General features: G+C 73.7%; 28 protein-coding genes. 19 read left to right on the top strand and 9 right to left on the bottom strand.

The window, feature by feature from the left end; translation table 11 throughout:
- Positions 1–44: 44 nt before the first annotated feature.
- The 4 genes from PVK74_RS06645 to PVK74_RS06630 all read left to right on the top strand — a co-directional run bounded on the left by PVK74_RS06645 (position 45) and on the right by PVK74_RS06630 (position 3,638).
- The gene (locus tag PVK74_RS06645; protein WP_043330115.1) at positions 45–1,034 is read left to right on the top strand and encodes an ABC transporter permease; all 990 of its coding nucleotides are present in this window, start codon (positions 45–47) and stop codon (positions 1,032–1,034) included.
- Positions 1,035–1,051: 17 nt separating this feature from the next.
- On the top strand, positions 1,052–2,116 hold the full coding sequence (locus PVK74_RS06640) for an ABC transporter ATP-binding protein (protein WP_274478502.1): 1,065 nt from the start codon (positions 1,052–1,054) through the stop codon (positions 2,114–2,116).
- Complete coding sequence (locus PVK74_RS06635) at positions 2,113–3,138, top strand: ABC transporter ATP-binding protein (protein WP_274478500.1); 1,026 nt, start codon at positions 2,113–2,115, stop codon at positions 3,136–3,138. Before PVK74_RS06640 ends, PVK74_RS06635 begins: the two co-directional genes overlap by 4 nt.
- 269 nt (positions 3,139–3,407) lie before the next feature.
- Positions 3,408–3,638, top strand: a complete 231-nt coding sequence (locus PVK74_RS06630; protein ID WP_274478499.1) for a hypothetical protein — start codon at positions 3,408–3,410, stop codon at positions 3,636–3,638.
- On the opposite strand, the gene PVK74_RS06625 is transcribed toward PVK74_RS06630, so the two are convergent.
- A complete protein-coding gene (locus tag PVK74_RS06625) occupies positions 3,576–4,283 on the bottom strand; it encodes a B3/B4 domain-containing protein (RefSeq protein WP_104115798.1) in 708 nt (235 codons plus the stop codon). The two genes, PVK74_RS06630 and PVK74_RS06625, sit on opposite strands and share 63 nt — an antisense overlap.
- A 13-nt stretch (positions 4,284–4,296) precedes the next feature.
- Entirely contained in the window at positions 4,297–4,905 is a 609-nt protein-coding gene (locus tag PVK74_RS06620; protein WP_274478498.1) for a LysE family translocator, read from the bottom strand.
- Positions 4,906–4,933: 28 nt separating this feature from the next.
- On the opposite strand from PVK74_RS06620, the gene pdxR reads away from it, so the two are divergent.
- Complete coding sequence (gene pdxR, locus PVK74_RS06615; RefSeq protein ID WP_064445906.1) at positions 4,934–6,409, top strand: MocR-like pyridoxine biosynthesis transcription factor PdxR; 1,476 nt, start codon at positions 4,934–4,936, stop codon at positions 6,407–6,409.
- On the opposite strand, the gene PVK74_RS06610 is transcribed toward pdxR, so the two are convergent.
- A complete protein-coding gene (locus tag PVK74_RS06610; RefSeq protein WP_274478497.1) occupies positions 6,410–7,393 on the bottom strand; it encodes a helix-turn-helix transcriptional regulator in 984 nt (327 codons plus the stop codon).
- A gap of 45 nt (positions 7,394–7,438) precedes the next feature.
- Here PVK74_RS06610 and PVK74_RS06605 point away from each other — a divergent pair, with 45 nt between their 5' ends.
- Together PVK74_RS06605 and PVK74_RS06600 are read left to right on the top strand one after the other, a co-directional pair.
- On the top strand, positions 7,439–7,915 hold the full coding sequence (locus tag PVK74_RS06605) for a hypothetical protein (protein WP_274478496.1): 477 nt from the start codon (positions 7,439–7,441) through the stop codon (positions 7,913–7,915).
- Complete coding sequence (locus tag PVK74_RS06600) at positions 7,915–8,370, top strand: hypothetical protein (RefSeq protein ID WP_274478495.1); 456 nt, start codon at positions 7,915–7,917, stop codon at positions 8,368–8,370. The genes PVK74_RS06605 and PVK74_RS06600 overlap by 1 nt, the downstream gene beginning before the upstream one ends.
- Here PVK74_RS06600 and PVK74_RS06595 read toward each other — a convergent pair.
- Positions 8,345–9,025 (bottom strand): TetR/AcrR family transcriptional regulator, encoded by a 681-nt coding sequence (locus PVK74_RS06595; RefSeq protein ID WP_064445910.1) that lies wholly within the window; start codon positions 9,023–9,025, stop codon positions 8,345–8,347. The two genes, PVK74_RS06600 and PVK74_RS06595, sit on opposite strands and share 26 nt — an antisense overlap.
- Before the next feature lie 116 nt (positions 9,026–9,141).
- On the opposite strand from PVK74_RS06595, the gene PVK74_RS06590 reads away from it, so the two are divergent.
- The 5 genes from PVK74_RS06590 (at position 9,142) to PVK74_RS06570 (ending at position 14,373) form a co-directional block, all read left to right on the top strand.
- Positions 9,142–10,632, top strand: a complete 1,491-nt coding sequence (locus PVK74_RS06590; RefSeq protein WP_274478494.1) for a flavin-containing monooxygenase — start codon at positions 9,142–9,144, stop codon at positions 10,630–10,632.
- Positions 10,625–11,536: an SDR family NAD(P)-dependent oxidoreductase gene (locus tag PVK74_RS06585; RefSeq protein WP_274478493.1), complete on the top strand. Its 912-nt coding sequence runs from the start codon at positions 10,625–10,627 to the stop codon at positions 11,534–11,536. The genes PVK74_RS06590 and PVK74_RS06585 overlap by 8 nt, the downstream gene beginning before the upstream one ends.
- Complete coding sequence (locus PVK74_RS06580) at positions 11,533–12,372, top strand: alpha/beta fold hydrolase (protein WP_274478492.1); 840 nt, start codon at positions 11,533–11,535, stop codon at positions 12,370–12,372. The genes PVK74_RS06585 and PVK74_RS06580 overlap by 4 nt, the downstream gene beginning before the upstream one ends.
- A gap of 73 nt (positions 12,373–12,445) precedes the next feature.
- Positions 12,446–13,096 carry a GntR family transcriptional regulator gene (locus PVK74_RS06575; RefSeq protein ID WP_043323924.1) on the top strand — a complete coding sequence of 217 codons (651 nt, stop codon included), beginning with the start codon at positions 12,446–12,448 and terminating at the stop codon, positions 13,094–13,096.
- A complete protein-coding gene (locus tag PVK74_RS06570) occupies positions 13,093–14,373 on the top strand; it encodes an MFS transporter (protein ID WP_064445915.1) in 1,281 nt (426 codons plus the stop codon). Before PVK74_RS06575 ends, PVK74_RS06570 begins: the two co-directional genes overlap by 4 nt.
- 38 nt (positions 14,374–14,411) lie before the next feature.
- Here PVK74_RS06570 and PVK74_RS06565 read toward each other — a convergent pair whose 3' ends face one another.
- Positions 14,412–14,825 carry a hypothetical protein gene (locus PVK74_RS06565; protein ID WP_030504610.1) on the bottom strand — a complete coding sequence of 138 codons (414 nt, stop codon included), beginning with the start codon at positions 14,823–14,825 and terminating at the stop codon, positions 14,412–14,414.
- A gap of 139 nt (positions 14,826–14,964) precedes the next feature.
- Here PVK74_RS06565 and PVK74_RS06560 point away from each other — a divergent pair, with 139 nt between their 5' ends.
- The 4 genes from PVK74_RS06560 to PVK74_RS06545 all read left to right on the top strand — a co-directional run bounded on the left by PVK74_RS06560 (position 14,965) and on the right by PVK74_RS06545 (position 18,713).
- Entirely contained in the window at positions 14,965–16,053 is a 1,089-nt protein-coding gene (locus PVK74_RS06560; RefSeq protein ID WP_043323928.1) for an S-(hydroxymethyl)mycothiol dehydrogenase, read from the top strand.
- Positions 16,050–16,679 carry an MBL fold metallo-hydrolase gene (locus PVK74_RS06555; protein WP_069089614.1) on the top strand — a complete coding sequence of 210 codons (630 nt, stop codon included), beginning with the start codon at positions 16,050–16,052 and terminating at the stop codon, positions 16,677–16,679. The genes PVK74_RS06560 and PVK74_RS06555 overlap by 4 nt, the downstream gene beginning before the upstream one ends.
- Before the next feature lie 415 nt (positions 16,680–17,094).
- On the top strand, positions 17,095–17,835 hold the full coding sequence (locus tag PVK74_RS06550) for a hypothetical protein (protein ID WP_176722887.1): 741 nt from the start codon (positions 17,095–17,097) through the stop codon (positions 17,833–17,835).
- Positions 17,836–18,161: 326 nt separating this feature from the next.
- Positions 18,162–18,713, top strand: coding sequence for a hypothetical protein (locus tag PVK74_RS06545; RefSeq protein WP_274478491.1), 552 nt, complete (start codon positions 18,162–18,164; stop codon positions 18,711–18,713).
- A gap of 51 nt (positions 18,714–18,764) precedes the next feature.
- Here PVK74_RS06545 and PVK74_RS06540 read toward each other — a convergent pair whose 3' ends face one another.
- Complete coding sequence (locus PVK74_RS06540; RefSeq protein ID WP_274478490.1) at positions 18,765–19,682, bottom strand: alpha/beta fold hydrolase; 918 nt, start codon at positions 19,680–19,682, stop codon at positions 18,765–18,767.
- A complete protein-coding gene (locus tag PVK74_RS06535; protein ID WP_274478489.1) occupies positions 19,679–20,020 on the bottom strand; it encodes a hypothetical protein in 342 nt (113 codons plus the stop codon). The genes PVK74_RS06540 and PVK74_RS06535 overlap by 4 nt, the downstream gene beginning before the upstream one ends.
- A gap of 71 nt (positions 20,021–20,091) precedes the next feature.
- Between PVK74_RS06535 and PVK74_RS06530 the strand changes: the two genes are divergently transcribed.
- A complete protein-coding gene (locus PVK74_RS06530; protein WP_274478488.1) occupies positions 20,092–20,649 on the top strand; it encodes a helix-turn-helix domain-containing protein in 558 nt (185 codons plus the stop codon).
- Here PVK74_RS06530 and PVK74_RS06525 read toward each other — a convergent pair.
- On the bottom strand, positions 20,622–22,052 hold the full coding sequence (locus PVK74_RS06525) for an MFS transporter (RefSeq protein ID WP_274479253.1): 1,431 nt from the start codon (positions 22,050–22,052) through the stop codon (positions 20,622–20,624). The genes PVK74_RS06530 and PVK74_RS06525 overlap by 28 nt on opposite strands.
- 4 nt (positions 22,053–22,056) lie before the next feature.
- Positions 22,057–22,293 (bottom strand): hypothetical protein, encoded by a 237-nt coding sequence (locus PVK74_RS06520; protein WP_043323944.1) that lies wholly within the window; start codon positions 22,291–22,293, stop codon positions 22,057–22,059.
- A 137-nt stretch (positions 22,294–22,430) separates the two neighbouring features.
- On the opposite strand from PVK74_RS06520, the gene PVK74_RS06515 reads away from it, so the two are divergent.
- Positions 22,431–23,576, top strand: a complete 1,146-nt coding sequence (locus PVK74_RS06515; protein WP_166457411.1) for a geranylgeranyl reductase family protein — start codon at positions 22,431–22,433, stop codon at positions 23,574–23,576.
- A 9-nt stretch (positions 23,577–23,585) separates the two neighbouring features.
- Positions 23,586–24,377 carry a DUF2785 domain-containing protein gene (locus tag PVK74_RS06510; RefSeq protein ID WP_274478486.1) on the top strand — a complete coding sequence of 264 codons (792 nt, stop codon included), beginning with the start codon at positions 23,586–23,588 and terminating at the stop codon, positions 24,375–24,377.
- Position 24,378: the final 1 nt, after the last annotated feature.

The following is a 24,378-nucleotide window of genomic DNA, read 5'->3' as shown; positions in this document are numbered from 1 at the left end:
CACGGCGGTCGTCCCCGCGCCCCACCCCGGGGGAGGTGCTCCCGTTGCTCCGTTTCGTCGTCCGGCGGCTGCTCGTCGCCGCCCTGACCCTGGTCGTCATCAGCCTCGTCACATTCGGTCTCTTCTTCGCGGTGCCGAGCAGCCCGGCGAAGGTGATGTGCGGCAAGAACTGCACGGCCGAGGACATCGCCCAGGTCGAGCGCCGCCTTGGCATCGACCAGCCGCTGCCCCGGCAGTACGCGGACTTCGTCGGCGGCGTCTTCGCCGGCCGTACCTACGGCGAGGGGGACTTCCGGCAGGATTGCCCGGCGCCCTGCCTGGGTTACTCGTTCCGCAACAACCAGCCGGTCACCGAGATCGTCGCGCAGCGCGCCCCGGTGACGTTCAGCATCGTCCTCGGCGGCGCCGTGCTCTGGCTCGGCCTCGGCATCTCCCTGGGCATGGTGTCGGCGCTGCGCCGGGGTACGGCGTTCGACCGCGCCGCCATCGGCGTCACCCTGGCCGGCGCGTCCATGCAGGTCTACTTCTTCGGTCTGATCCTGCTCTACCTGCTCGTCTACTCCACCGGGCTGCTGCCGTTCCCCAGCTACACGCCGCTGACCGAGAGCCCGGCCCGGTGGGCGGCCGGGCTGCTGCTGCCCTGGATGACGCTGGGTTTCCTCAACTCGGCGCTGTACGCCCGGCTGTCCCGGGCGCAGATGCTGGAGACCCTGTCGGAGGACTTCATCCGCACCGCCCGGGCGAAAGGGCTGCCCGCGCGGCAGGTGCACACCCGGCACGCGCTGCGCGCGGCGATCACGCCGATCGTCACCATCGCCGGGCTGGACATCGGCACCAGCCTCGGCGGCACGTTCATCACCGAGACCATCTTCGGCCTCCAGGGCCTCGGCAAGGCGACAGTGGAGGCGGTGCAGTTCCTCAACCTGCCGGTGGTGATGGCGACGGTGCTGCTGGCGGCCGTGTTCATCGTGGTCGCCAACATCGTCGTCGACGTGCTGTACGCGGTGATCGACCCACGGGTCCGGCTGGGCTGAGGAAGGAGGAGACGGACATGGTGGAGCTTCCGACGCCGCGACGCGGCGAGGACCCGTACCTGCGGGTCACGGATCTGCGGGTGCGGTTCGACACCGAGGACGGTGTGGTGCGGGCCGTGGACGGGGTGTCGTTTGCTGTCGAGCGGGGTCGCACGCTGGGGATCGTGGGCGAGTCCGGTTCCGGTAAGAGCGTCACGTCGCTGGCGATCCTCGGCTTGCACAACGTGAAGCGGACGACCATTTCCGGGGAGATCTCGGTCGGTGGGCGTCAGTTGGTGGGTCTGGGTGAGGAGGAGATTCGTCGGTTGCGGGGCCGGGACATGGCGATGATCTTTCAGGATCCGTTGTCGGCGTTGCATCCGTACTACTCGGTGGGGCGGCAGATCGCGGAGGCGTATCGGGTGCATCATCCGAGGGCCGGGCGGCGGGAGGCCCGGACGCGGGCGGTGGACATGCTGGGCCGGGTGGGGATTCCGCAGCCGGCGAAGCGGTTCGATCAGTTTCCGCATGAGTTCTCGGGTGGGATGCGGCAGCGGGCGATGATCGCGATGGCGCTGGTGAATGATCCGGAGCTGTTGATCGCGGATGAGCCGACGACGGCGCTTGATGTGACGGTGCAGGCGCAGATCCTGGACCTGCTGGCGGATCTGCAGGCGGAGTTCCGGTCGGCGATCATTCTGATCACGCATGACCTGGGTGTGGTGTCGCAGGTGGCTGATGACGTGTTGGTGATGTATGCGGGTCGGGCGGTGGAGCACGGGAGTGTGGAGCGGGTGTTGCGGGCGCCGCAGCATCCGTACACGTGGGGGTTGTTGTCGAGTGTGCCGTCGTTGCACGGTGACGCGGACGCGGACCTGGTGCCGATCCCCGGCAACCCACCCAGCTTGATCAATCTGCCGTCGGGGTGCGCGTTCCACCCGCGGTGCCGGTGGGCCGGCGTGAACGGTGACCGGTCCCGCACCGAGATCCCGGAGCTGGGCCCTGCTGGTGCGTCGGGTCATCTGGTGGCGTGTCATCTGCCGGTCGCCGCGCGGGAGCGGATCTACCGGGACGAGGTCGCGCGGGTGGGGGTGGCCCGATGAGCGCCGAGACCGAGCCGCTGCTGTCGGTGCGGGGACTGACCAAGCACTTCCCCGTCCGGCAGGGCCTGCGTAGCACGGGTGCGGTGCGGGCGGTGGACGGGCTGGACTTCGATGTGCGTCCGGGTGAGACGCTCGGCCTGGTGGGGGAGTCGGGGTGTGGGAAGACCACGACCGGGCGGATGTTGGTCCGCCTGCTGGAGCCCACCTCGGGCAGCATCATGTTCGCGGGGCGGGACATCACCCACGGCGGACGGCGTGAGTTGCGTGCGCTGCGGCAGGACCTGCAGATCATCTTCCAGGACCCGTACGCCTCACTGAACCCCCGCCACACCGTCGGGCGGATCGTGGCCATGCCGTTGCAGGTCAACGGCATCAACCCGCCCGGCGGCGTGAAGAAACGCGTCCAGGAACTCCTCGAACTCGTCGGGCTGAACCCGGAGCACTACAACAGGTACCCGCACGAGTTCTCCGGCGGGCAACGCCAGCGCATCGGCATCGCCCGCGCCCTCGCGCTGAAACCCAAGCTCATCGTCGCCGACGAACCCGTCTCGGCGCTGGACGTGTCGATCCAGGCGCAGGTCATCAACCTGCTCCGCGACCTGCAACGCGACCTCGACCTGGCGTTCGTGTTCATCGCCCACGACCTCGCCGTCATCCGCCACTTCTGCCACCGCGTCGCCGTCATGTATCTCGGCAAGATCGTCGAAATCGGCGACCGCGACGACATCTACACCCGGCCCCAGCACCCCTACACCCGCGCCCTGCTCTCCGCCATCCCCGACGTCACCACGCTCGGGCCCGCCGGCCGGATCCGCCTCACCGGCGACGTCCCCACCCCGTTGAACCCGCCATCGGGCTGCCGCTTCCGTACCCGCTGCTGGAAAGCCACCGACCACTGCGCCACCGAAGAACCGGCGCTGACCACCCGGGACGACGGCGGGCAACTCACCGCCTGCCACTACCCGGAGAGCGGACCGGTCGGCATGTCTACCGGCGAACCCGGCAGCAACGAACGCACCTGACCCACGACGGAGCCGGGGACGACCCTGCCCGGAGCAGGTATCAAGCCTGACTGTGCCCTGAGCCGGGCGCGGTCGCCCCCCGGCCGCCGATGCCGGAGTCCGCGCCGGTGACGATCGCGACCCCGGTCGTAGTGCCCGTATCGCTGGGGCTTGACCGCGCACTACCCGCGCGCGGCGACCTCAACCGGGCGGACGACCCCGACTCGGCCGCCGGTTTCGTCGGAGGCGGTGGCTAGGGTACGGGCGTGATAGCCGATGAGTCCGATGCCGTGACCGTTCGCTTCCTGCGCATGATGAGCGCCGAGCTGCACACCGAGCGGGTGGGCGACGACTCGCTCGGCCGCACTGTCGAGCTGGCCCGGCAGTGGTGGGGCACCGCCGACGACCGGCTCGCCGACGCCCTGCGCGAGCTGCACGGCGAGCCGTCCGAGCCGGCGTCAGGCGGTCCGGACGGGCACGGCGAACTCCGGGGCCTGCGAGGTGAGCACCCCCGTCCGTGACGGCACGCGCCACTGCTCGGCCAGCGCCGCCGCCAGCTCGTCCAGCATCCGGCGTACGGTCGGCGCCGCCCCGGCGTGCATCGCCTCGATGACCACGAGGACCTCGACGGTGGCGGCCCGTACCGCCGAGGCGCCGCTCTGCCGGTGGCACCAGCGCCGGGCGTGCGCGTGCCCGCCCTCGTCGGCGAAGATCACCTCGCCGGGCGCGGGCTGCTCGGACTCCCCACCGAGGCCGAGATACGACTCGGTGCCGTCGGCCGGGCGCACGGTCAGGTCGCCGTCGATCCCGGCCAGGTCGAGCACGGCGACCGGGACCGCGTACCCGACGGAGAGCGCGTTGCCGAGGTCCACCAGCGGGTGCAGCCGGGGCAGGTCGCCGTCGCGGCGCAACCGGCGCAGCAGTGACTCGGCCGCGCAGCGGTAGCGCGTCGGCGGGCAGCCCATCCGGGTGAACGCGCGCCGCCACGCCTGGATCTCCGGGAAGCCGCCCTCCGGTGCGGCGGCGAGCCGGTCCCGGGCGACGCCGAGGTGACCGGCGAGGCGCGGCGTGACGTCGGCGTCGGGCGTGATCCCGGTGGCGTGCAGGACGCCGCAGGTCAGCTCGGGGAAGGACGACCAGATCTCGGGGGAGTGCCGGAAACGCACTGATGAACTCCTTCTAGGCGGTGAACGCGAGGCCGAGGCCCAGGGCGAGGAAGCTGCCGGCCACGGCGTGCCGCAGCAGCGCCCTCAGCCGGGGCCGGGCCAGCACGCGGCGGCGCAACGCGCCGGCGAGCACCGCGTACCCGGCGAACACCAGCAGCGTGACCAGCATGAACACCAGGCCGCAGGCGAGCATGCGGACGGGAGCGGCGGGCGTGCCCGGGGGTACGAACTGCGGCAGGAACGCCACGAAGAACACCGTCACCTTCGGGTTCAGCAGGTTCAGCAACACCCCGTCGCGGAACACCGCCGACGCCGGGCGCGGCGGCCGGTCCGCGTCGACGGTGAACGCGCTCCGGTCGCGCCACGCCGACCAGGCCATCCAGAGCAGGTACGCCACGCCCAGCCAGGTCACCACCCGGAACGCCGGGGTGCCGGCGCGAAGCAGCGCGGCCAGGCCGGTCACCGCGGCGATCACGTGCGGGACGAGGCTGAGCGTGGCACCGGCCGCGGCGGCCAGCCCGGCGCGGCGTCCGGCGGTCACGGCGGTGGCGAGCGTGTGCGTCACCCCGGTGCCCGGAGTGACGGCGACGACGAGTGCGGTCAGCAGGAAGGCGATGGTCACCCGTCCAGCCTCTGGCCATAATGGTCCGGTGGACAGGGCCAAAGCCGTCGTTTCCGAGAGGTCCAAATCGGTCGGCGCGGACTTCCTCCAGCTCGATGTGGGCGAGGCCCCGCCCGGCGGCCGCGCGGACTGGCTGGCCGCCCGGCTGCGCTCGGCGATCGCCGACGGCCGGGCGCCAGTAGGTACCCGCCTGCCACCCAGCCGGGTGCTCGCCGCCGAGCTGGGCGTCTCGCGCGGCGTGGTGACCGAGGCGTACCAGCGGCTGGGCGAGGACGGCCAGGTGGCCGGGCGCGGCCGGGCCGGCACCGTCGTGGTGGCCACCCCGGCCGCCGTGCGCGCCCGGCCACCCGAGCCGAGGAGAGCACCGGAGGTGTTCACCGGCCGGCCCGGCCTCGACGTCTTCGAAGCGCTGCGCGCCGCCCCCGCGAGGGTGGACCTGACGCCCGGCGTACCCGATCTGGCGGCATTTCCCCGCGCGGCCTGGCTGCGGGCCGAGCGGGCCGTGCTGCACCGGGCCACGCCCGCCGCGCTCGGCTACGGCGACCCGACCGGCACGCCCGCGCTGCGGCGGGCCGTCGCGAACTGGCTGGCCCGCAACCGGGGCATCCGCGCCGACCCGGCCGAGGTGGTGGTAGTGGCCGGGGTGTCCCAGGCGCTCGGCCTGCTCGCGCGGGTGCTGCACGAGCGGGGTACGCGCACCGTCGCGGTGGAGGACCCCGGCTCGCTCGGCGTGCGGCAGCACCTCACGTACGCCGGGATGGCGACGCCGCCGGTGCCGGTGGACGACAGGGGCCTGCGCGTCGACGAGCTGGAGCGGTCCGGCGCGCCGGCCGTGCTGCTCACCCCGGCGCACCAGTTCCCGACCGGGGTGGTGCTCGACGGTGAGCGGCGTCGCCGGCTGCTGAGGTGGGCGCGCGACGGCGGCCTGGTGCTGGAGGACGACTACGACGCCGAGCACCGCTACGACCGCCCGCCCGTGCCGGCGCTGCGCGGCATGGCCCCCGACCGGGTCTGCTACACCGGCAGCATCTCCAAGCTGCTCGCCCCGGCCCTGCGGATCGGGTGGACGCTGGTGCCGCCGTCGCTGCACGCCGACGTGGTGGACGCGAAGCGGACGGCGGATCTGGGCAACGCGGCGCTGCCGCAGCTCGTGCTGGCCGAGCTGATGGAGTCGGGAGCGCTGGAGCGGCACCTGCGGCTGCTGCGCCACCGGCACGTACGCCGCCGCGACGCGATGATCCGGGCGGTCCGCGCGTACCTGCCGGGGGCGGTGGTGCACGGCGCCGCCGCCGGGCTGCACCTGACGGTCACGCTGCCCGGCGACGTGGACGACCTGGCGCTCGCGGCGGAGGCGCTGCGCCGGGGCGTCAAGGTCCACCCGCTGTCCTGGCACGGGCAGCGTCCGCAGCCGCCGGGCCTGGTCCTCGGGTACGCGGCCACCCCGCCGTCGGAGATCGACCGCGCCCTGTCCACGGTGGCCGATGCCCTCCACGCCCTTCCTTGATCAACGAGGGAGAGGTGGGGGGTAGAGGGCGGCCAGGGCGGTGGCGGTGGCGGCCAGGCGGGCGCGCAGCTCTGCCGGGGACAGGACCTCCACGTCGGCGCCGAGCCGCAGCAGGTCGCCGTGGGCGTGGGTGAGCGACTCGATCGGGATGACCGCGCGCACCCAGCCGCTGTCGTCGGGCGGGCCGGCGCTCGCCTCGGCGGCGGCGACCACCACGTCGCTGCCGATCTCGCGCAGCCGGGCGAACCCGCGCGGCGACAGCCGGATGCTCGCCTCGTCGCGGTGCAGCCCGGCCCGGAACGCCACCACGTGGGCGCGCCACCAGGCCGGCAGGTCGAACTCGGGCCGCTCGAACGTCTCGTCCAGCGGGGCCAGGTCGAGGATCTGGTTGACCCGGTAGGTGGCCGGTCCGGCGCGGTCCGGGCGGGCGGCCACGAGATACCAGCGCCCGCCCTTGAGCACCAGCCCGTACGGTTCGAGCACGCGGGTCGTCTCGCCGCGCCAGCCCCGGTAGCGCACCCGGATCCGGCGCTCCCGCCACACCGCCTCGGCGGCCTCGGCCAGGTACGGCGACGGGTCGCCGTCGGAGTACCAGCCCGGCGTGTCCAGGTGGAACCGCTGTTCCAGCCGGGCGGCCCGGTCGGCCAGCGGCGCTGGTAGCGCGGCCCGCAGCTTGAGCTGCACGGCGGTGACGACCGATTGGTAGCCCAGTTCGGCGGCCGGTCCGGGCAGCCCGGCGAAGAGCAGCCGGTCGGCCTCCTCGGCGGTCAGCCCGGTCAGCCGGGTCCGCCAGCCCTCCACGAGCCGGTAGCCGCCGTCGTGTCCGGCCTCGCCGTACAGCGGGATACCGGCGGTGTGCAGCGCCTCGACGTCCCGGTAGATGGTGCGTACCGACACCTCGAGGCGGGTGGCCAGGTCGGCGGCGGTGAGCCGGCCGTGCGCCTGCAGGAGCAGCAGGATGGACAGGAGTCGACTGGCCCGCATTCCGCTGACACTAGCTGTCAGGGGACCACCCCTACCGTCCCGATCATGGCTTTCCACGACAAGGAGCTGACGGTGCCGGGGACGATCGAGGTCGCCGGCCGGCACGTCAAGCGCTACCACATCGACCAGCCGGACCGCCGCCTCGAACCACGTGTGGTCGACGCCGCGTACGCGTACCTTCCCAAGCTGCTGCCCGGTCCCGACGGCGGCACCCCGCCGGCGAGCTGGGTGGTGCTGCACCGGGGCGCGGACAGCGGCGCGTACCTGCTGGCGTACACCTGGTTCTTCGACAACGTGGTCGAGTGCCGCATCGCGATCGCCGGGCAGCCCGCGCTCGACTGCCCGGACGACGATCCGGCGCGCTTCGTGGACCTGGAGCGACCCGGGGTGGGCTGCGTCTGGGAGCTGGGCGTGCTGGAACACGAACGCGCCGCCTGGATCCGGCACGTGCTCGCACCGGACCGACCGGACCTGGCCGGCTACCTGGCCGACGCCCGGCCCGAGGGGCCGGTGGGGTCCTGATGGGCGACTTCGACTTCCTCGTCGGCACCTGGGACGTGACCAACCGGCGTCTGCGGCAGCGGCACGTCGGCAGCGACGACTGGGACGAGTTCGCCGGCGTCAGCGAGGCCCGCTCGTTCTTCGACGGCGCGGGCAGCTTCGACGAGATGCGCTGCCCCAGCCGGGGCTTCTCCGGCTCCAGCGTGCGCGTCCTGAACCCGGCGACCGGGCTGTGGTCGATCTACTGGATGCACAGCGCGCGGGGCGTGCTGGAGCAGCCGCCGGTGGTGGGCCGGTTCACCGACGGCGTCGGTGAGTTCCACGCCGACGACACCGACGAGGGCCGCCCGGTGCGCTGCCGGTTCCTCTGGTCGGCGATCACCCCGGTCACCTGCCGCTGGGAGCAGGCGTTCTCCACCGACGGGGAGCGCACCTGGGAGACCAACTGGATCATGGAGTTCCGGCGGACGGCATGACCGGCGGGGTGGTGGTCCGGTAGATCGCGGTCAGCCAGACGTCGAGCAGCACGTCGACCACGTCCCGCTCGGCCACCGCCGGGCCGTCCCCGGCGAACGTGGCGTACCAGACCCGTTCGTTCATCGAGTTCAGCGCGATGGAGAGGTCCCGGGCGGGCAGCCCGTCCGGGGCCGCTCCACGTGCGCGTTCGGTCTCGATCGCGGCCTGCACCGCGCGGACCCAGCGTTCCAGCACCTCGGCCCAGAGCCGCCGCACCTCGGCGTTGGTGCCGCGTACCTGGGCGCAGGCCAGCACCACGTCCCGGTGCCCGCCGAACGTGGCGTGGAACCGGGCGATCAGCTCCCGCCAGTGGGCGCGCGGGTCCTCGGCGAGCCGGTCGAACACGCCGCCGGCCGCCGCGTCGGCCTCCTCGGTGACCCGGTCCAGCAGCGTGAGCAGCACCGCGTCCTTGGACGGGAAGTAGAAGTAGAACGTGGGACGGGAGATGCCCGCGCCGCGCGCCAGGTCGTCGATGGAGATGTCGCCGAACGCGCGCTGCCGCAGCAGCCGCTCGGCGGTGGCCAGGATCGCGGTCTCCCGCTCGTCGCCGGCGGAGCGGCCGGCCCGCCGCCCGCGGCTGGGCGCGGCGCCGGCCGGCGTACGGGCGGTGGTCATGTCGGCTGATGCTACACCCGCTCAACACCCTGTCGATTAAGCTCGACACGGTGTTGACTGCGCTCGACGGCGATGGATAGTGTCCGGTCCACCGCCGGTGCGAACGGGAGAAACCGATGGCCGCAGACCACGTCGACGTCCTCATCGTCGGGGCCGGCCTGTCCGGCATCGGCGCCGCCGTCCACCTCGGACGCGAGTGCCCCGGCAAGACCTACGCGGTGCTGGAGGCCCGGGGCGCCATCGGCGGCACCTGGGACCTGTTCCGCTACCCGGGCATCCGCTCCGACTCCGACATGTACACCCTCGGCTACTCGTTCAAGCCGTGGACCGACCCGAAGGCCATCGCCGACGGCGACTCCATCCGCGCGTACGTGCGCCAGACCGCCCGCGAGTACGACGTCGAGCGGCACATCCGCTTCCACCACCGGGCCGTGCGCGCGGAATGGGACAGCGCCACCGCCCGCTGGACGGTCCACGCCCGCCGCGACGACACCGGCGAGGACGTCACCATCACCTGCGGGTTCCTGTTCACCAACTCCGGCTACTACCGCTACGACTCCGGCTACACGCCGCGTTTCCACGGCGTCGAGCGGTACGCCGGCACGCTCGTGCACCCGCAGCACTGGCCCGACGACCTGGACTACACCGGCAAGCGGGTCGTGGTGATCGGCAGCGGCGCCACAGCCGTCACCCTCGTGCCGGCGATGGCCGAGCGGGCCGCCCACGTCACCATGCTTCAGCGCTCACCCACGTACGTGATCGCGCTGCCCTCGCGCGACCCGTTCGCCGACGCCGCGCGGCGCTGGCTGCCCCCGAAGGCCGCGTACACGGTGGCGCGGTGGAAGAACGTCGCGCTCGGAGTGGCCAACTTCCAGCTCAGCCGGCGTGCCCCCGGCGTGGTGAAGCGGTTCCTGCGCCGGGCCGCGAAGGGCCGGCTGCCCGCCGGGTACGACGTCGAGCGGCACTTCTCGCCCCGGTACGACCCGTGGGACCAGCGCCTGTGCGTGGTGCCGGACGGCGACCTGTTCACCGTGCTGCGCGAGGGACGCGCGTCGGTGGTCACCGACACCATCGACACGTTCACCGAGCACGGGCTCCGGCTCGCCTCCGGCGAGGAGCTGCCCGCCGACATCGTGGTCACCGCCACCGGACTGAACCTGCTCGCGCTCGGCGGCATGACCCTGGCGGTCGACGGCGCCGACGTCGACCTCGCCTCGACGGTGGCCTACAAGGGCATGATGCTGTCCGGCGTGCCGAACTTCGCCATGACGATCGGCTACACGAACGCCTCGTGGACGCTCAAGGCCGACCTCGTCGCCACCTACGTCTGCCGGCTGCTGCGCCACCTCGACGAGACCGGCCAGCAGATCGTCACGCCGCTCGCCCCGGACACCGACGACCTGGCGCCGATCATCGACCTGCAGTCCGGCTACGTGCTGCGCGCCGTCGACCAGCTGCCCAAGCAGGGGCCGCGCGCGCCGTGGCGGCTGCACCAGAACTACCCCCGCGACGTACGCCTGATGCGGCACGGCCCGCTCACCGACGGCGTACGCTTCGCCCGCGCCGGTGTGCCCGCCGCCGCCACCTCGGGAGGAACCGATGCGTGACCTCGTCTTTCCCGGCGGCACCGCGGTGCTCACCGGCGCGGCGAGCGGCATCGGCGCGGCGCTGGCCCACGGCCTGGCCCGGCGCGGCGCCGACTTGGTCCTGCTCGACCGCGACGCCGACGGCCTGACCTCGGTCGCCGCCGCGATCTCGGCGGCGCACCCGGACCGGCGGGTCGAGACGCACGTGGTCGACCTCGCCGACGCCGAGGCCACCGAGCGGGTCGCCGCCGAGATCCACCGCGCGCATCCCCGCATCCGGCTGCTGATCAACAACGCCGGGGTGGCGCTGGGCGGGCGTTTCGACCAGGTCACAGTGGAGGAGTTCCTCTGGGTCGTCGAGATCAACTTCCGGGCGGTGGTGCGCCTGACCCACGCGCTGCTGCCCGCGCTCAAGGCCGAACCCGGCGCGCACCTGGTCAACGTCTCCAGCCTGTTCGGCATCATCGCGCCCGCCGGGCAGGCCGCGTACGCGGCGAGCAAGTTCGCCGTCCGCGGCTTCACCGAGGCGCTGCGGCACGAACTCGTCGACGACGGCGTCGGCGTCACGTCGGTGCACCCGGGCGGCATCCGCACCCGGATCGCCAGCAGCGCCCGGGTCGGCAGCGGCGTTGACCGGGCCGAGTACGAGACCGGGCTCAGGCAGTTCGAGAAGCTGCTCACCATCGACCCGGCGAAGGCCGCCGAGGCGATCCTGCGCGGCGCGAAGCGGCGTCGCGGCCGGGTGCTGATCGGCTGGTCGGCGAAGCTGCCCGACCTGCTGGCCCGGGTCGCCCCCGCCGGGTACGGCCGGGTGCTCGCCCTGGGCATGCGCCCGTCCCGCCCGGCGGCCGTCGCCGAGGTGCCGGCGCCGCGGGCCGAGACGCCCGGCGAGGAGGCCGCGCGGGAACCCGGACGCACGGCGTGACGGTGGCCCTCCCGCCGGCCGACGAGCGCACCGTCGACGGCCGGCGCGTGCGCTGCCGGATCAGCGGCGACGGGCCGCCCGTGGTGCTGCTGCACGGCATCGGCCGTACCCTCGACGACTTCACCGCCCTGCACGCCGCGCTGGCCCGCGACCACCTGGTGCTCGCGGTGGACCTGCCCGGGCACGGCGGCTCCGCGCCGCTGGACGGGCCGCACACGCTGCCCGCCCTGGCCGGCGCGGTCGCCCGGTTCCTCGACGTGGCCGGGGTGACCGGCCCGGCGCGCCTGGTCGGCAACTCCCTCGGCGGGGCGGTGGCGATGCGCCTAGCGGTCGACGCGCCGCAGCGGGCGGCCAGCCTGGCGCTGCTCAACAGCGCCGGCTTCGGCCGGGAGGTGACGGTGGCGCTGCGGCTGCTCGCGATCCGCCCGCTGGCGCCGTTGCTGCTGCGCCCGCATCCGGGGATCGCCCGCCGCAGCGAGCGGGCCATCTTCTTCGACCCGGCGTACGTCACCGAGGAGCGGATCGCCACCGCGCTCGCCGTCGCCGGGCAGCCGCACGCCGCCCGGGTGATGCTGGAGCTGGTCCGCGACCTGGGCACCTGGCGCGGGGTGAAGCCGCGGTGGCGCGCCGAACTGCTCGACGCGGTGGCCGCGCTCGACCTGCCCACGCTGCTCGTCTGGGGCGACCGTGACCTGATCCTGCCCGCCACGCACCTGGCGTACGCCGGCAGCCGGCTGCCGCACGCGCGCCGCCATCTGTTCCGCGACACCGGGCACATGCCGCAGATCGAGCGGACCGCCGAGGTGGAGGCGCTGCTGCGGGAGTTGTGGGCCTGACCCGCGGTGGCCTGCGCCACTGCCCGGGCCCGCGATCGAGCGGCGGGACGAGCCGCGGAGCAAGCTTAGATACATGACGCATCCCAGCCGGACCGCGCCGTCCGCCGCCGAGCGGGCGTACCGGCACCTCAAGCAGGCCATCCTGGAACAGGTCTACCCGGGTGGCCAGCTCGTGAGCGAGGGCGAGATCGCCGACGCGACCGGCGTGTCCCGCACCCCGGTCCGGGAGGCGCTGCTGCGGCTGGAGACCGAGGGTCTGGTCAAGCTCTACCCGAAGCGCGGCGCGCTGATCCGGCCGGTATCGGCCCGGGAGATCGCCGACGTCATCGAGGCCCGTCGGCTGGTCGAGCTGCACGCCGCCGAGCGGGTCTGGGACCGCCGCGCCGAGTTGCGCGCCGACCTGGCCCGCCGGCTGGAGGAGATGCGACGCGCGCACGCCGCCGGTGACATCAGCGCGCTGATGGGCGCCGACCGCTCGTTCCACGCCGCCGTGGTCGAGGCCGCCGGCAACGAGATCCTGGCCGAGCTGTACCACCGGCTGCGCGACCGGCAGCTGCGCATGGGCGAGGCGAGCTTCCGGCTCTCGCCCGGCTGGGCCGAGGTCGCCCTGGCCGAGCACGCCGGCCAGCTCGCCGCGCTCGACGGCGACGACCCGCAGGCGTGGCGCGACGCGGTCGCCGGGCACATCGACACCGCCGCGCGGATGCTCGGGACGCTGCGGTGAGCGTGTCCCGCCGGCCCGCGGCCCTGGTGTACGCGGTGGCGCTGACCGCGTACCTCACAGCCGTGTTCCACCGCAGCTCACTCGGCGTCACCGGGGTCGACGCGGCGGATCGGTTCCACATCAACGCCTCCGCGCTCGCCACGTTCTCCGTGGCCCAGCTCGCCGTCTACGCCGCCATGCAGGTCCCGGTCGGGGTGCTGCTGGACCGCTACGGCTCGCGCCGGCTGCTGCTGGCCGGCGGCGCGCTGATGGTGGCCGGGCAGATCGTCTTCGCGGTCGCCACCGACGTGCCGGCCGCCGTCGCCGCGCGGGTGCTGGTCGGCCTCGGTGACGCCATGACCTTCATCAGCGTGCTGCGCATCGTCGCGTTCTGGTTCCCCGGCCGCCGCAACCCGCTGCTGGTGCAGCTCACCGGCACCGTCGGCCAGCTCGGCGCGGTGCTCGGCGCCGTACCCCTGGTGCTGCTGCTGCACCGCGCGGGCTGGACCCCGGCGTTCCTGACCGCCGCGGCGCTCGGCGCGACGGTGGTGCTGATGATCCTCGTCGCGGTACGCGACACCCCGCACGCCGAGCACGCCACCGCGCTCGCGCCCGACCTGGCGACCGTGCGCCGCCAGCTCGCCGAGGCGTGGGCCGAGCCGGGCACCCGGCTGGGCCTGTGGACGCACTTCGTCACGCAGTTCTCCGGCTCGGTGTTCGCGCTGCTGTGGGGGTACCCGTTCCTGGTGCAGGGCCAGGGCTTCTCGCCCACGGCGGCGGCCGGGCTGCTCACCCTGATGACGATGGTGACGCTCGTGTGCGGGCCGGTGCTCGCGCATCTGTGCGCCCGCTTCCCGTTCCACCGCTCGGTGTTGGTCTTCGCCATCACCGCCGGCACCGCCGGCATGTGGGCGGTGGTGCTGGCGTGGCCGGGCCGGGCGCCGCACGCGCTGCTGGTGGCGCTCGTGGTGGTGCTCGCGGTCAACGGTCCCGGTTCGATGATCGGATTCGACTACGCCCGCTCGTTCAACCCGGTGCACCGCATCGGCAGCGCCACCGGCATCGTCAACGTCGGCGGTTTCGCCGCCTCGATCGTGCTGATCCTGGCCGTCGGCCTGGTGCTCGACCTGGCCACCCCGGCCGGGCACGACGCGCCGCCGCTGTCCGCGTTCCGCTGGGCGTTCGCCGTGCAGTTCCTGCTCTGGGCGCTCGGCGCGGCGCAGGTGCTGCGCTACCGCAACGCCGCCCGCCGGATCGCCGCCGACCGGGCCGCCGCGACGGCCGCGGCCCCCGTCTGAGTACGCGGCCGGCCCGGAGCGGCTTCGGCGCGGGCGGCTCAGCGCCGGTGTCGCACCAGCGAGTCGAGCATCAGCGTCAGCCCGGCGCCGACCAGCCACACGTCCTTGGCCAGCCCGATGCCCTCCTGGCTCGGCCGCAGGCTGCTGCCCTCCCGCATGCCGGGCGTCTTCAGGTAGAGCTGCACCAGCCCCGCGCCGAACGCGGTGAGCGCGGCCCCGGCCAGCAACGACGGCACGAACGGGGCGAGCAGCGCCGCGCCGAGCGCCGTCTCGCCCCGGGACAGCAGCACGGCGAACCGGTCCGGCGGGATCTGCCGCAGCTGCGGCATCGCGCCGGCCGCCATGCCGTGCATGCCCGCGGCAGCCTCACCCTCCAGGCCCCGCTTGCCCAGCCCGGAGTTCAAGATGTACGCGCCGATGGCGACCCGCAGCGGCGCATGCGACAGCCTCATGATCACTCCCGTCCCACCTGGTAGAACCGGCACACCGGGTACCCGGTCATGACCAGGACAATCCGGCGGGCTTCATTGGTTCGCGGGTCATGATCAGCGGTAGGTTCGGGGTGCAGAAGCACGCAACAAGGGAGGCACTGTGAGCCAGGAAGTCCGGGGAGTCGTGTCGCGGCGCAAGGGCGCGCCCGTGGAGGTCACCACCATCGTGGTGCCCGACCCGGGACCGGGCGAGGCGGTGGTCCGCATCCAGTCGTGCGGCGTCTGCCACACCGACCTGCACTACCGTGAGGGCGGCATCAACGACGACTACCCGTTCCTGCTGGGCCACGAGGCCGCCGGCATCGTCGAGCAGGTCGGCGACGGCGTCACCGACGTGGCACCCGGCGACTTCGTGGTGCTGAACTGGCGCGCGGTCTGCGGGCAGTGCCGGGCCTGCCGCCGCGGCCGCCCGTGGTACTGCTTCGCCACCCACAACGCGACGCAGAAGATGACGCTCACCGACGGCACCGAGCTGACGCCCGCGCTCGGCATCGGCGCGTTCGCCGAGAAGACGCTCGTGCACGCCGGGCAGTGCACCAAGGTCGACCCGTCGGCCCGGCCGGCGGCCGTCGGCCTGCTCGGCTGCGGCGTGATGGCCGGCCTCGGCGCGGCCATGAACACCGGCAACGTGACCCGGGGCGACTCGGTCGCGGTGATCGGCTGCGGCGGCGTCGGCGACGCGGCGGTGGCCGGCGCGGCCCTGGCCGGCGCGACCACGATCATCGCGGTGGACACCGACTCCCGCAAGCTCGACTGGGCGCGCAAGTTCGGCGCCACCCACACCGTCAACGCCTCCGAGGACGACGCGGTGGAAGCCATCCGCGCCGCCACCGGCGGCTTCGGCGCCGACGTGGTGATCGACGCGGTCGGCCGCCCGGAGACCTGGAAGCAGGCGTTCTACGCCCGTGACCTGGCCGGCACGGTCGTGCTGGTCGGCGTGCCGACGCCGGAGATGACTGTCGACCTGCCGCTGCTGGACGTGTTCGGTCGCGGCGGCGCGCTCAAGTCCAGCTGGTACGGCGACTGCCTGCCCAGCCGCGACTTCCCGATGCTGACCGAGCTGTACCGGCAGGGCCGGCTGGACCTGGACGCGTTCGTCACCGAGGAGATCGCCCTCGACCAGGTCGAGGAGGCGTTCAGCCGGATGCACCACGGCGACGTGCTGCGCTCGGTGGTGGTCTTCCCGTGACCGCCCGCGTCGACCACGCCGTCACGTCCGGCACGTTCTCCCTGGACGGCCAGACGTTCGACGTCGACAACAACGTCTGGGTGATCGGTGACGACGCCGAGTGCGTCGTCCTCGACGCGCCGCACGACGTCGCGGCCATCCGCCAGGTGATCGGCGACCGGCGGGTGGTGGCGATCGTGGCCACGCACGCCCATGACGACCACGTCCGGGTCGCGCCCGAGCTAGCCCGGGCCACCGGCGCGCCGGTGCTGCTGCACCCGGCCGACCGGGTGCTGTGGGACATGGTGCACCCGGGCACCGCCCCGGACGGCGAGCTGACCGACGGGCAGAGCATCACCGTCGGCGGGACCACGCTGCGGGTGCTGCACACCCCCGGCCACAGCCCCGGCGCGTGCAGCCTGTACGCGCCCGACCTGGGCGCGGTCTTCACCGGCGACACCCTGTTCGCCGGGGGACCGGGCGCCACCGGCCGGTCGTACAGCGACTTCGGCACCATCGTCGAGTCGATCCGTACCCGTCTGCTCACGCTGCCGCCGGAGACGGTGGTGCACACCGGGCACGGCGACGACACCACGATCGGGGCCGAGGCGCCGCACCTGGACGAGTGGATCGCCCGGGGCCACTGAGGACCACACACCCGCGCGGGTCCGGCCGGAGCAGTCCGGTCCGGGCCCGCGTGCGGCGTCTTCCGGCCCGTCCGCGCCCGGGTGGCGCCGGGTGTCCGTCCGCTTCGGACGGGTCCGGAAAACCGTGTGGGCGGGCGACGTTCCGCCCCGGTGACACTCGCGTCCGTGCTGGTCCGGTGCGGCGTCTCGCCCTGATCGTCCCGTTCCTCGCCCTTCACCCAGGATGCGGACCGGGTGCCCGGAATCGCGGGTGACCTGGACCGCAGCCTCGGCGCTGCCCGGCATTTCCGGAATGACCGACACTGCGGGCTCGTTGTGTCCCCCATACCGTCGGAACCCAAACACCTACCCGGCGGTAGTCCCCCGAGGGGCGCTCATCCCGGAGCGCGTCGTAACGATCGAAAGGGCAACCATCGTGAAGCAGCACTTCACTCGATGGCTCCCCGCCATCGCGAAGACCGCCGTGGCGAAGACCGCCGTCGCGAAGACCGTCGCCGTCGCCAAGAACCGCCGCGCCGTGCTGAGCGTGGCGGGCGTGGCCGTCCTGGGCGGGCTGGCCGTCGGCCCCACCGCCGTGGCCGCGCCCGTGACCAGTGGCCCGCACGCCGGCGCCAAGGCCGCCATCGACCTGGCCACCGGCAAGCAGACCTCGACCGAGGCGGTCAAGCCCGGCCAGACCACCGGCCTGGACAAGCTGCCGACCAGGGCGGACCGGCCGGCCAAGGAGAAGCTCGTGCCGCACGGCGTCGAGGGCGCGCAGTCGCGCATCCCGCTCGACGACGCGCAGCTCGCCAACGCCAAGGCCATCGTCGAGGCGGCCAAGGAGACCGGCGTGGGGGAGCGGGGCGCCGTGATCGGCGTCGCCACCTCGCTGCAGGAGTCGAAGTTGTACAACCTGGGTCACCTCGGCGCGTACAACGACCACGACTCCGAGGGCCTGTTCCAGCAGCGCCCGTCGTCCGGTTGGGGCACGTCCGAGCAGATCACCGACCCGGAGTACTCCAGCAAGGCGTTCTTCAACGCGCTGAAGAACGTCGGCGGCTGGCACGAGCTGCCGCTGACCACCGCCGCGCAGACGGTCCAGGTGTCCGCCTACCCGTACGCGTACGCGCAGTGGGAGGAGCAGGCGGCGGACATCGTCCAGCAGGTCTGGTGACCCACCCGTAGCGAACGGCCGGCCCTCCGGGGTCGGCCGTTCTCGCCGATCTTGGAATTGTGGTGCCTCGCATACCTCTGATACCGGACATCCTGGGCGCCACAACTCCAAGATCGGCGGGGCGGGGCGGGGGCGGGTGGGGGGCGTTGTAAGCCGGTGCGCGACCGGAGTGGCGCCGGCGAGCGCCCCCGGGGAACAAGCCCGGGGCGTCGGTCGTTGCAGATGCACCCGGCACGCCCCGCGCTGCCGGATCCCCCGAGAACTTCGAGCGCCTGACGGTGCCCACGCATCCCCCCGGATGCGTCGACCCCCGAACGGAGCCCACCATGAACACGATCCTGCGCAAGAGCATCCTCGGTATCGCCGGTCTCGCCTTCACCGGTGGCGTGTTCGCCGGTCCGGTCGCCGCCCACGCGGCGGAGACCACCAAGCCGGCCGCCGTCGCGGTTCAGGGCGTGAGCCCGCAGGGCGAGCAGTCGCACGTGGACCTGAACGACGAGCAGATCGCCAACGCCAAGGCCATCATCGCGGCCACCAAGAAGGCGGGCCTGCCCGAGCGGGCCGCTGTCGTCGCGATCGCCACCGCGCTGCAGGAGTCGAAGCTGGAGAACCTGGGTCACCTGGGTGACCGCAACGACCACGACTCGCTGGGCCTGTTCCAGCAGCGGCCGTCCAGCGGCTGGGGTACGCCGGAGCAGATCACCGACCCCGAGTACTCGACGCTGGCGTTCCTCAAGGGCCTCAAGCAGGTCGACGGCTGGCAGGACATGCCGCTGACCGAGGCCGCGCAGACCGTGCAGGTCAGCGCCTACCCCGACGCGTACGCGCAGTGGGAGAAGCAGGCCGCCGAGATCGTCGCCGAGCACTGGAACAAGTAAGAACCACCGAAAGGCCGGTACCCGGATCGGGTGCCGGCCTTTCGCGTGCTCTCAGCCGCCGTGCGCGGCGAGCCACGACAGCACCGGCTCGACCACCTCGGGGGCCAGCGGCTGCTTCGCCTCGTCCCGGTACGCCCGCAGCGACGGCGGACCGGGCTGGCGCCGCAGCACGTGGGTGACGTCCGGCAGCACGCCGGTCCGCACCGGCCCGCCCGCGTGCGCGGCGATGACCGGCAGGTCCGCCGGGTCGGTCTGGAGGTCCTTGTCGCCGGTGAGCGCGAGGATCGGGGCGTCGACGCGGCCCAGGTCCGGCCGGGGGTCGTAGCGCAGGAACTCCCGGAACCAGCGGGCGTTGAGCCGCTGCCCGCCGACCCACGCCACGTCCTTGTCGGTGGCGAGGATCTTCTCGTGGTTGCGGGTCACCTTCGCCACCAGGTCGGTGCGGGTGAGCCGGAGCACCAGGCGTACCGGCGCGGGCAGCGTGGGCAGCAGCCGTCCGGCCTGCCAGCGCAGCACCTCGGCGCCGGTGCGCCCGGGCGCGGACAGCAGGACCAGGCCGGCCACCGGTACGCCGCGCGCGGCGAGCGCGACAGCGGTGAGCGCGCCCTCGCTGTGCCCGACCAGGAACATCCGTCCGGCGTCCACGGCCGGGTCGTCGCGCAGCGCCGCGAACACGGCGGCCGCGTCGTCGACGTTGTCGAAGAAGCCGGTACGCAGGAACTCGCCGGTGCTCTCGCCGACGCCCCGCCGGTCGTACCGGGCGACCGCGATCCCGGCCCCGGCGAGCGCTGCGGCCAGGTGCCGCTGGATGCCCAGGGGCAGGCGGCGGTGGTCGCCGTCGCGGTTGATCGGCCCGGAGCCGGGCAGCAGCAGCGCCACCGGGTGCCCTCCGGCGCCGTCGGGCAGCGTGAGCGTGCCGGACAGCCGCTGCTCGCCCGAGTCGACGACGAGCGGACGGTCGATCGTCACGGCAGCACCGCCACGGCCAGGGCGGAGGCGTCGTCGGCGCCGATGAGCAGGGAGTCGTACGCCTGGCCGGTGAGGGTGATGCGGACGGCCGGCTGGCCGCCGCGGACGCTGACGAACTCCTTACCGGCCCTGCCGCGCCAGGTGCCGACGTTGCGCGTGCGGGGCACGCCGAGGCCGGGCGCCCGGATGCCGCGGGTGGCGCGCGCCCTGTCGGGCACGACGACGGCGCCCGCGACGGCGGAGCGGGGGAACGACAGGTCGCCGCGCAGGGCCCAGATCTTCTCGGCGGTGGTGAGCCGGACGTCGATGCGGTCGGGGGTGATGTCGATGGTGGCCATCGGCGCGCTCCTCGGTTCTGTTATCGTCGGTGAGAACATTACCGGAGGCGATAACAAAAAGGGGAGCCACTGTGGCACTCGACACCGTGGAGCTGCTGATGCACCCGGTCCGGCTGCGCATCGTCCAGGCGTTCCTGGGCGGCCGCACGCTGACCACCGCCGACCTGCGCAGCGAGCTGAGCGACGTGCCGCCGGCCACGCTCTACCGGCAGGTCGCCACGCTCGCCGAGAACGGCGTGCTGCACACGGTCGGGGAGCGGCGCGCCCGCGGCGCGGTCGAGCGCAGCTACCGGCTCCACGAGGCTGCCGCGTCGGTGGACCCGGACGAGGCCCGGGCCATGAGCCCGCAACGGCACCGCCAGGCGTTCCTCACCTTCGTCGCGGGCCTGCTCGCCGACTTCGACGGCTACCTCGACCGCGGCGACCCCGACCTGGCCCGCGACGTGGCCGGCTACCGGCAGAACGCGTTCCACGCCACCGACGCCGAGACCGCCGAGTTCGTCACCCGGTTCCGCGAGCTGTTCGCCGAGTACGCCGCGCTCGGCCCCGGGCCCGGCCGCACCCGGCGGCTGCTCACCACCGTGCTGCTGCCCGGCGCCGATCAGGAGCGGCCCGCCGGGCGCCGGTGACCGGCCACGATGTCCGCCACAGCGGCACCCAGCGCCAGCACGATGATCCCGGCGGCGAGCAGCAGTGAGTGGCGGAACGCCGTACCCCAGTCGCCGTGGTCGTCGGCGATCGTGGAGAAGAACAGCGCGCCCACCGCGGCGATGCCGGCGGCCGAGCCGATGCGCTGCCCGGTCTGCAGCATGCCCGCGCCGCTGCCGGCCATCGGCACCGGCACCTCGGACAGCGTGAGCGTCTGGTTCGGCGCGATCACCAGGCCGCTGCCCAGCCCCGCGACGAGCAGCGGCAGCGCGGTCCGCAGCGGCACGTTGTCGTGCGGCCCGCCCGCCAGCACCAGGTCGGTCGCGATCAGCCCGGCCACCACCGCCAGTAGCCCGATCGCGACGAGCGGACGGCCGTACCGGGTGACCACCCGGCCGCCGAGCGCGGAGGCGAGCGCCGAACCGAGCGCGAACGGCGTGATCGCCAGACCGGCCACGAGCGCGCTGTAGCCGAGCCCCATCTGCAGGTAGAGCGTGAAGATGAAGAAGATCGCGGTGAACCCGGCGAAGTAGATCAGGCCGATCAGCGCGCCGAGCGTGTACGAGCGCACCGTGAACAGCCGCAGGTCGAACAGCGGCTGGGCGCGCCGGGCGTACCGGTGCTCCCAGAGCGCGAACCCGGCGAGCAGCAGCAGGCCGACCGGGATCAGCAACCACTTGCCCGGGCCCCGCCACTGCTCCCGCTGCACCAGCGGCAGCAGGATCACCGTCACCCCGGCGCCGAGCAGCAGCACGCCGAGTGGATCGAGGCGGCCCCGCCCGGCGGGGTTCGTCGCCCGGGTCGGCATCAGCCGCCAGCCGAGCAGCATCGCCACGATCCCGACCGGGATGTTCACGAAGAACACCCACCGCCAGCCGTGCTCCGCGCCGCCCAGCTGGATGAGCAGGCCGCCGAGCAGCGGCCCCACGGCGGTGGAGATACCGATCGTCGCGCCCAGCAGGCCGAACGCGCGACCCCGGTCGGCGCCCCGGAACAGCTCCTGGATCATGCCGCTGACCTGAGGGTTCACCACACCGGCGGCGGCGCCCTGGACGAGCCGGGCCACCACCAGCCACTCCGGCGAGCGGGCCAGCCCGGCCAGCGCGCTGGTCAGCGTGAACAGGCCCACCCCGACCACGAACGCGGTACGCCGCCCGCGCGCGTCGCCGAACCGCCCGGCCGGCACCAGCACCAGGCCGAACGTCAGCGCGTACCCGGACAGCACCCACTGCAGGTCGCTCGGTGTGGCGTGCAGCGCCCGGTCGATCGACGGCACCGCGACGTTGACGATGCTGACGTCCAGCAGCGTCATGAACGCCGCGATCAGGCCGACGCTCAGCGCGCGCCAGCGACGCCGATCGTCGTACCCGGTGTCCGGCACGATCCGATCACGCCACCTGGCGCGCGCACCACCGCGGCCCGAAGTCCAGGCCGGACATCGGGGAGTCCTCGCGGTGCAGCAGCCCTCGCTCGGTGAGCGAGTGCAGCGGCTCGCGCAGTTCCTCCTCGGTCATCCCGGTCTCCTGGGCGATCAGGTCCGGGTAGGGGACGTGTCCCTGCACCTCCAGCGCGGACACCGCCTGGTACACCCGTTCCTCGACCGCAGACAGCTGGACCTGAGGCATCGCTTCCCTCCTCGGCGTGGACCGTCCGACCCGCGGACGGCCGGCGACCGGCGGTTACCCGGACGGGCCACGATGATGCTCACCCGTTCGACTGTCGTGCCGGGCGGGGCGGCACGGCGGTGCCCTAGGCTGCACCAGTGATCATCTGGGATCTCGTCGTGGTCGGCGGTGGGCCCGCCGGACTCTCCGCCGCGCATGCCGCGGCCCGCTCCGGCGTCCGCACGCTCGTGGTCGAGCGGGCCACCCACCCCCGGTACAAGACCTGCGGCGGCGGCCTGATCGGCACCTCGCTGGCCGAGGTCGCCGACCGCCTCGAGGTGCCCGCCCACGACCGGGTCGACCGGATCACGTTCACCCGCGACGGGCGGCGCGCGTTCACCCGCCGGCACCCGTCGCCGCTGGTCACGATGATCCGCCGGGAGGAGTTCGACGACCGGCTGCGCGCCGCCGCCGTCGCCGCCGGGGCTCAGGTCCGCGAGGGCGTCGCGGTCCGCGCGGTCGAGCAGGACCCCGACGAGGTACGCCTGCGCCTGGCCGACGGCGAGGTGGTGCGCGCCCGTGCCGTCATCGGCGCGGACGGCTCCTCCGGCGTCACGGCACGCCACGTCGGTGTCCGTTTCCGCCAGGTCGACCTCGGCCTGGAACTGGAACTGCCGGTGGACGGTGCCGAACGGGAACGCTGGCGCGGCCGGGTGCTGCTCGACTGGGGGCCGCTGCCCGGCTCCTACGCGTGGGTGTTCCCCAAGGGCGACCGGCTCACCGTGGGCGTCATCTCGGCCCGGGGCGACGGCGACCGCACCCGCGCCTACCTGCGCGACTTCACCGACCGGCTCGGACTGTCCGGGGTGACGCCGGAGCACGACTCCGGTCACCTCACCCGCTGCCGCGCCGACGACTCGCCGCTGCGCCACGGGCGGGTGCTGGTCGCAGGCGACGCGGCCGGGCTGCTGGAGCCGTGGAGCCGGGAGGGGATCAGCTACGCGCTGCGCTCCGGCCGGCTGGCCGGGGAGGCGGTGGCCGTCGGTGACCTCGGCGCGTACGCCCGGGAGGTCGGCCGGCGGCTGACGCCGGAGATGCGCGCCGGGCACCGGCTGCTGGAGACGTTCGAGCGGCGGCCCGACGTGTTCCACGCGATGCTCGCCAGCCCGCCCGGCTGGCGGATGTTCGTCCGGTTCTGCCAGGGCCGGGCGAGCTTCGCCGAGATGCTCGACCGGCGGCCGGTACGCGCCGGGCTCGCGGTGCTCGACCGCCTGCCCGCGAGGGCGCGGGCCGTGGCCGGTTAACCTGGCGCGGTGACCGACTGGGATCTCGTCTGCGGACGCGACTTCGCGGTGCCGGACGGCCGCGACCTGGACGACCTCGTCGCCGAACTCGCCGCCGCGCTGCGCGACCCCGACCCGGCGGTCCGGGACGGCGCGCCCTACGTGGTGCTGCGCACCTGGATCGCCCGGGACGTGATCGACGCCGGCCGCCGGGCGAAGCTGGGCGCGATCATGGCCGAGCGGTTCACCGACCCGGAGATCCAGGCCCGCACGTTCGCGCCGCTGGTGCTGGACATGATCGTCAGCCGGGGTGACCTCGACCCGGCCTGGCTCGCCGCGTTCAGTGCCTGGTACCCGGCCGAGACCGACCTGCGCGGGTACGACGCGACGCTCGGCTGGCTGCACGCGGTGGCCCACGGCGCCGACCTGCTGGCCACGTTCGGCCGCCACCCGTCTGTCGACCCGGCGAGCATGCTCGACCTGGCCGCGGCCCGCCTCGTCGCGCCGACCGGGCACCTCTTCGCCGAACAGGAGGACGACCGGCTGGCCCGCGCGATCGCGCTGGTGCTGGCCCGGCCCGGCCTGTCCGGCGCCGACGCGCTCGGCTGGCTGGAACCGGTCGCGGCGAGCTTCGCCGCGCTGCCCCGGGGCACCACACCCGCGCACGCCTCGAACAGCATGCGGACGTTGCGGGCGCTGTACGTGCTGCTGGACACCGGCATCGGGCCGAGCCGGGACGCCCCGGCGCTGCCGCAGCCGCACCGCGACGCGGTCAAGGCACGCCTGGCCGAGGTGCTCGCCCCGGTCTTCCAGCACGGCTGAA

Source organism: Micromonospora chalcea (genome assembly GCF_028768405.1).
Taxonomy (GTDB): domain Bacteria; phylum Actinomycetota; class Actinomycetes; order Mycobacteriales; family Micromonosporaceae; genus Micromonospora; species Micromonospora chalcea.
The sequence above is the reverse complement of the archived record's forward strand: the minus strand, read 5'-3'. Positions and strand labels throughout refer to the sequence as shown.

What these genes read in the sequence shown, in the direction of transcription:
- PVK74_RS06520 (WP_043323944.1), bottom strand. Translation starts at nt 22,293, where the DNA reads ATGCCTCAGGTCCAGCTGTCTGCGGTCGAGGAACGGGTGTACCAGGCG.
- PVK74_RS06635 (WP_274478500.1), top strand. Translation starts at nt 2,113, where the DNA reads ATGAGCGCCGAGACCGAGCCGCTGCTGTCGGTGCGGGGACTGACCAAG.
- PVK74_RS06535 (WP_274478489.1), bottom strand. Translation starts at nt 20,020, where the DNA reads ATGGCCACCATCGACATCACCCCCGACCGCATCGACGTCCGGCTCACC.
- PVK74_RS06595 (WP_064445910.1), bottom strand. Translation starts at nt 9,025, where the DNA reads ATGACCACCGCCCGTACGCCGGCCGGCGCCGCGCCCAGCCGCGGGCGG.
- PVK74_RS06565 (WP_030504610.1), bottom strand. Translation starts at nt 14,825, where the DNA reads ATGAGGCTGTCGCATGCGCCGCTGCGGGTCGCCATCGGCGCGTACATC.
- PVK74_RS06600 (WP_274478495.1), top strand. Translation starts at nt 7,915, where the DNA reads ATGGGCGACTTCGACTTCCTCGTCGGCACCTGGGACGTGACCAACCGG.
- PVK74_RS06610 (WP_274478497.1), bottom strand. Translation starts at nt 7,393, where the DNA reads ATGCGGGCCAGTCGACTCCTGTCCATCCTGCTGCTCCTGCAGGCGCAC.
- PVK74_RS06590 (WP_274478494.1), top strand. Translation starts at nt 9,142, where the DNA reads ATGGCCGCAGACCACGTCGACGTCCTCATCGTCGGGGCCGGCCTGTCC.
- PVK74_RS06605 (WP_274478496.1), top strand. Translation starts at nt 7,439, where the DNA reads ATGGCTTTCCACGACAAGGAGCTGACGGTGCCGGGGACGATCGAGGTC.
- PVK74_RS06545 (WP_274478491.1), top strand. Translation starts at nt 18,162, where the DNA reads ATGAACACGATCCTGCGCAAGAGCATCCTCGGTATCGCCGGTCTCGCC.
- PVK74_RS06585 (WP_274478493.1), top strand. Translation starts at nt 10,625, where the DNA reads ATGCGTGACCTCGTCTTTCCCGGCGGCACCGCGGTGCTCACCGGCGCG.
- PVK74_RS06640 (WP_274478502.1), top strand. Translation starts at nt 1,052, where the DNA reads ATGGTGGAGCTTCCGACGCCGCGACGCGGCGAGGACCCGTACCTGCGG.
- PVK74_RS06575 (WP_043323924.1), top strand. Translation starts at nt 12,446, where the DNA reads ATGACGCATCCCAGCCGGACCGCGCCGTCCGCCGCCGAGCGGGCGTAC.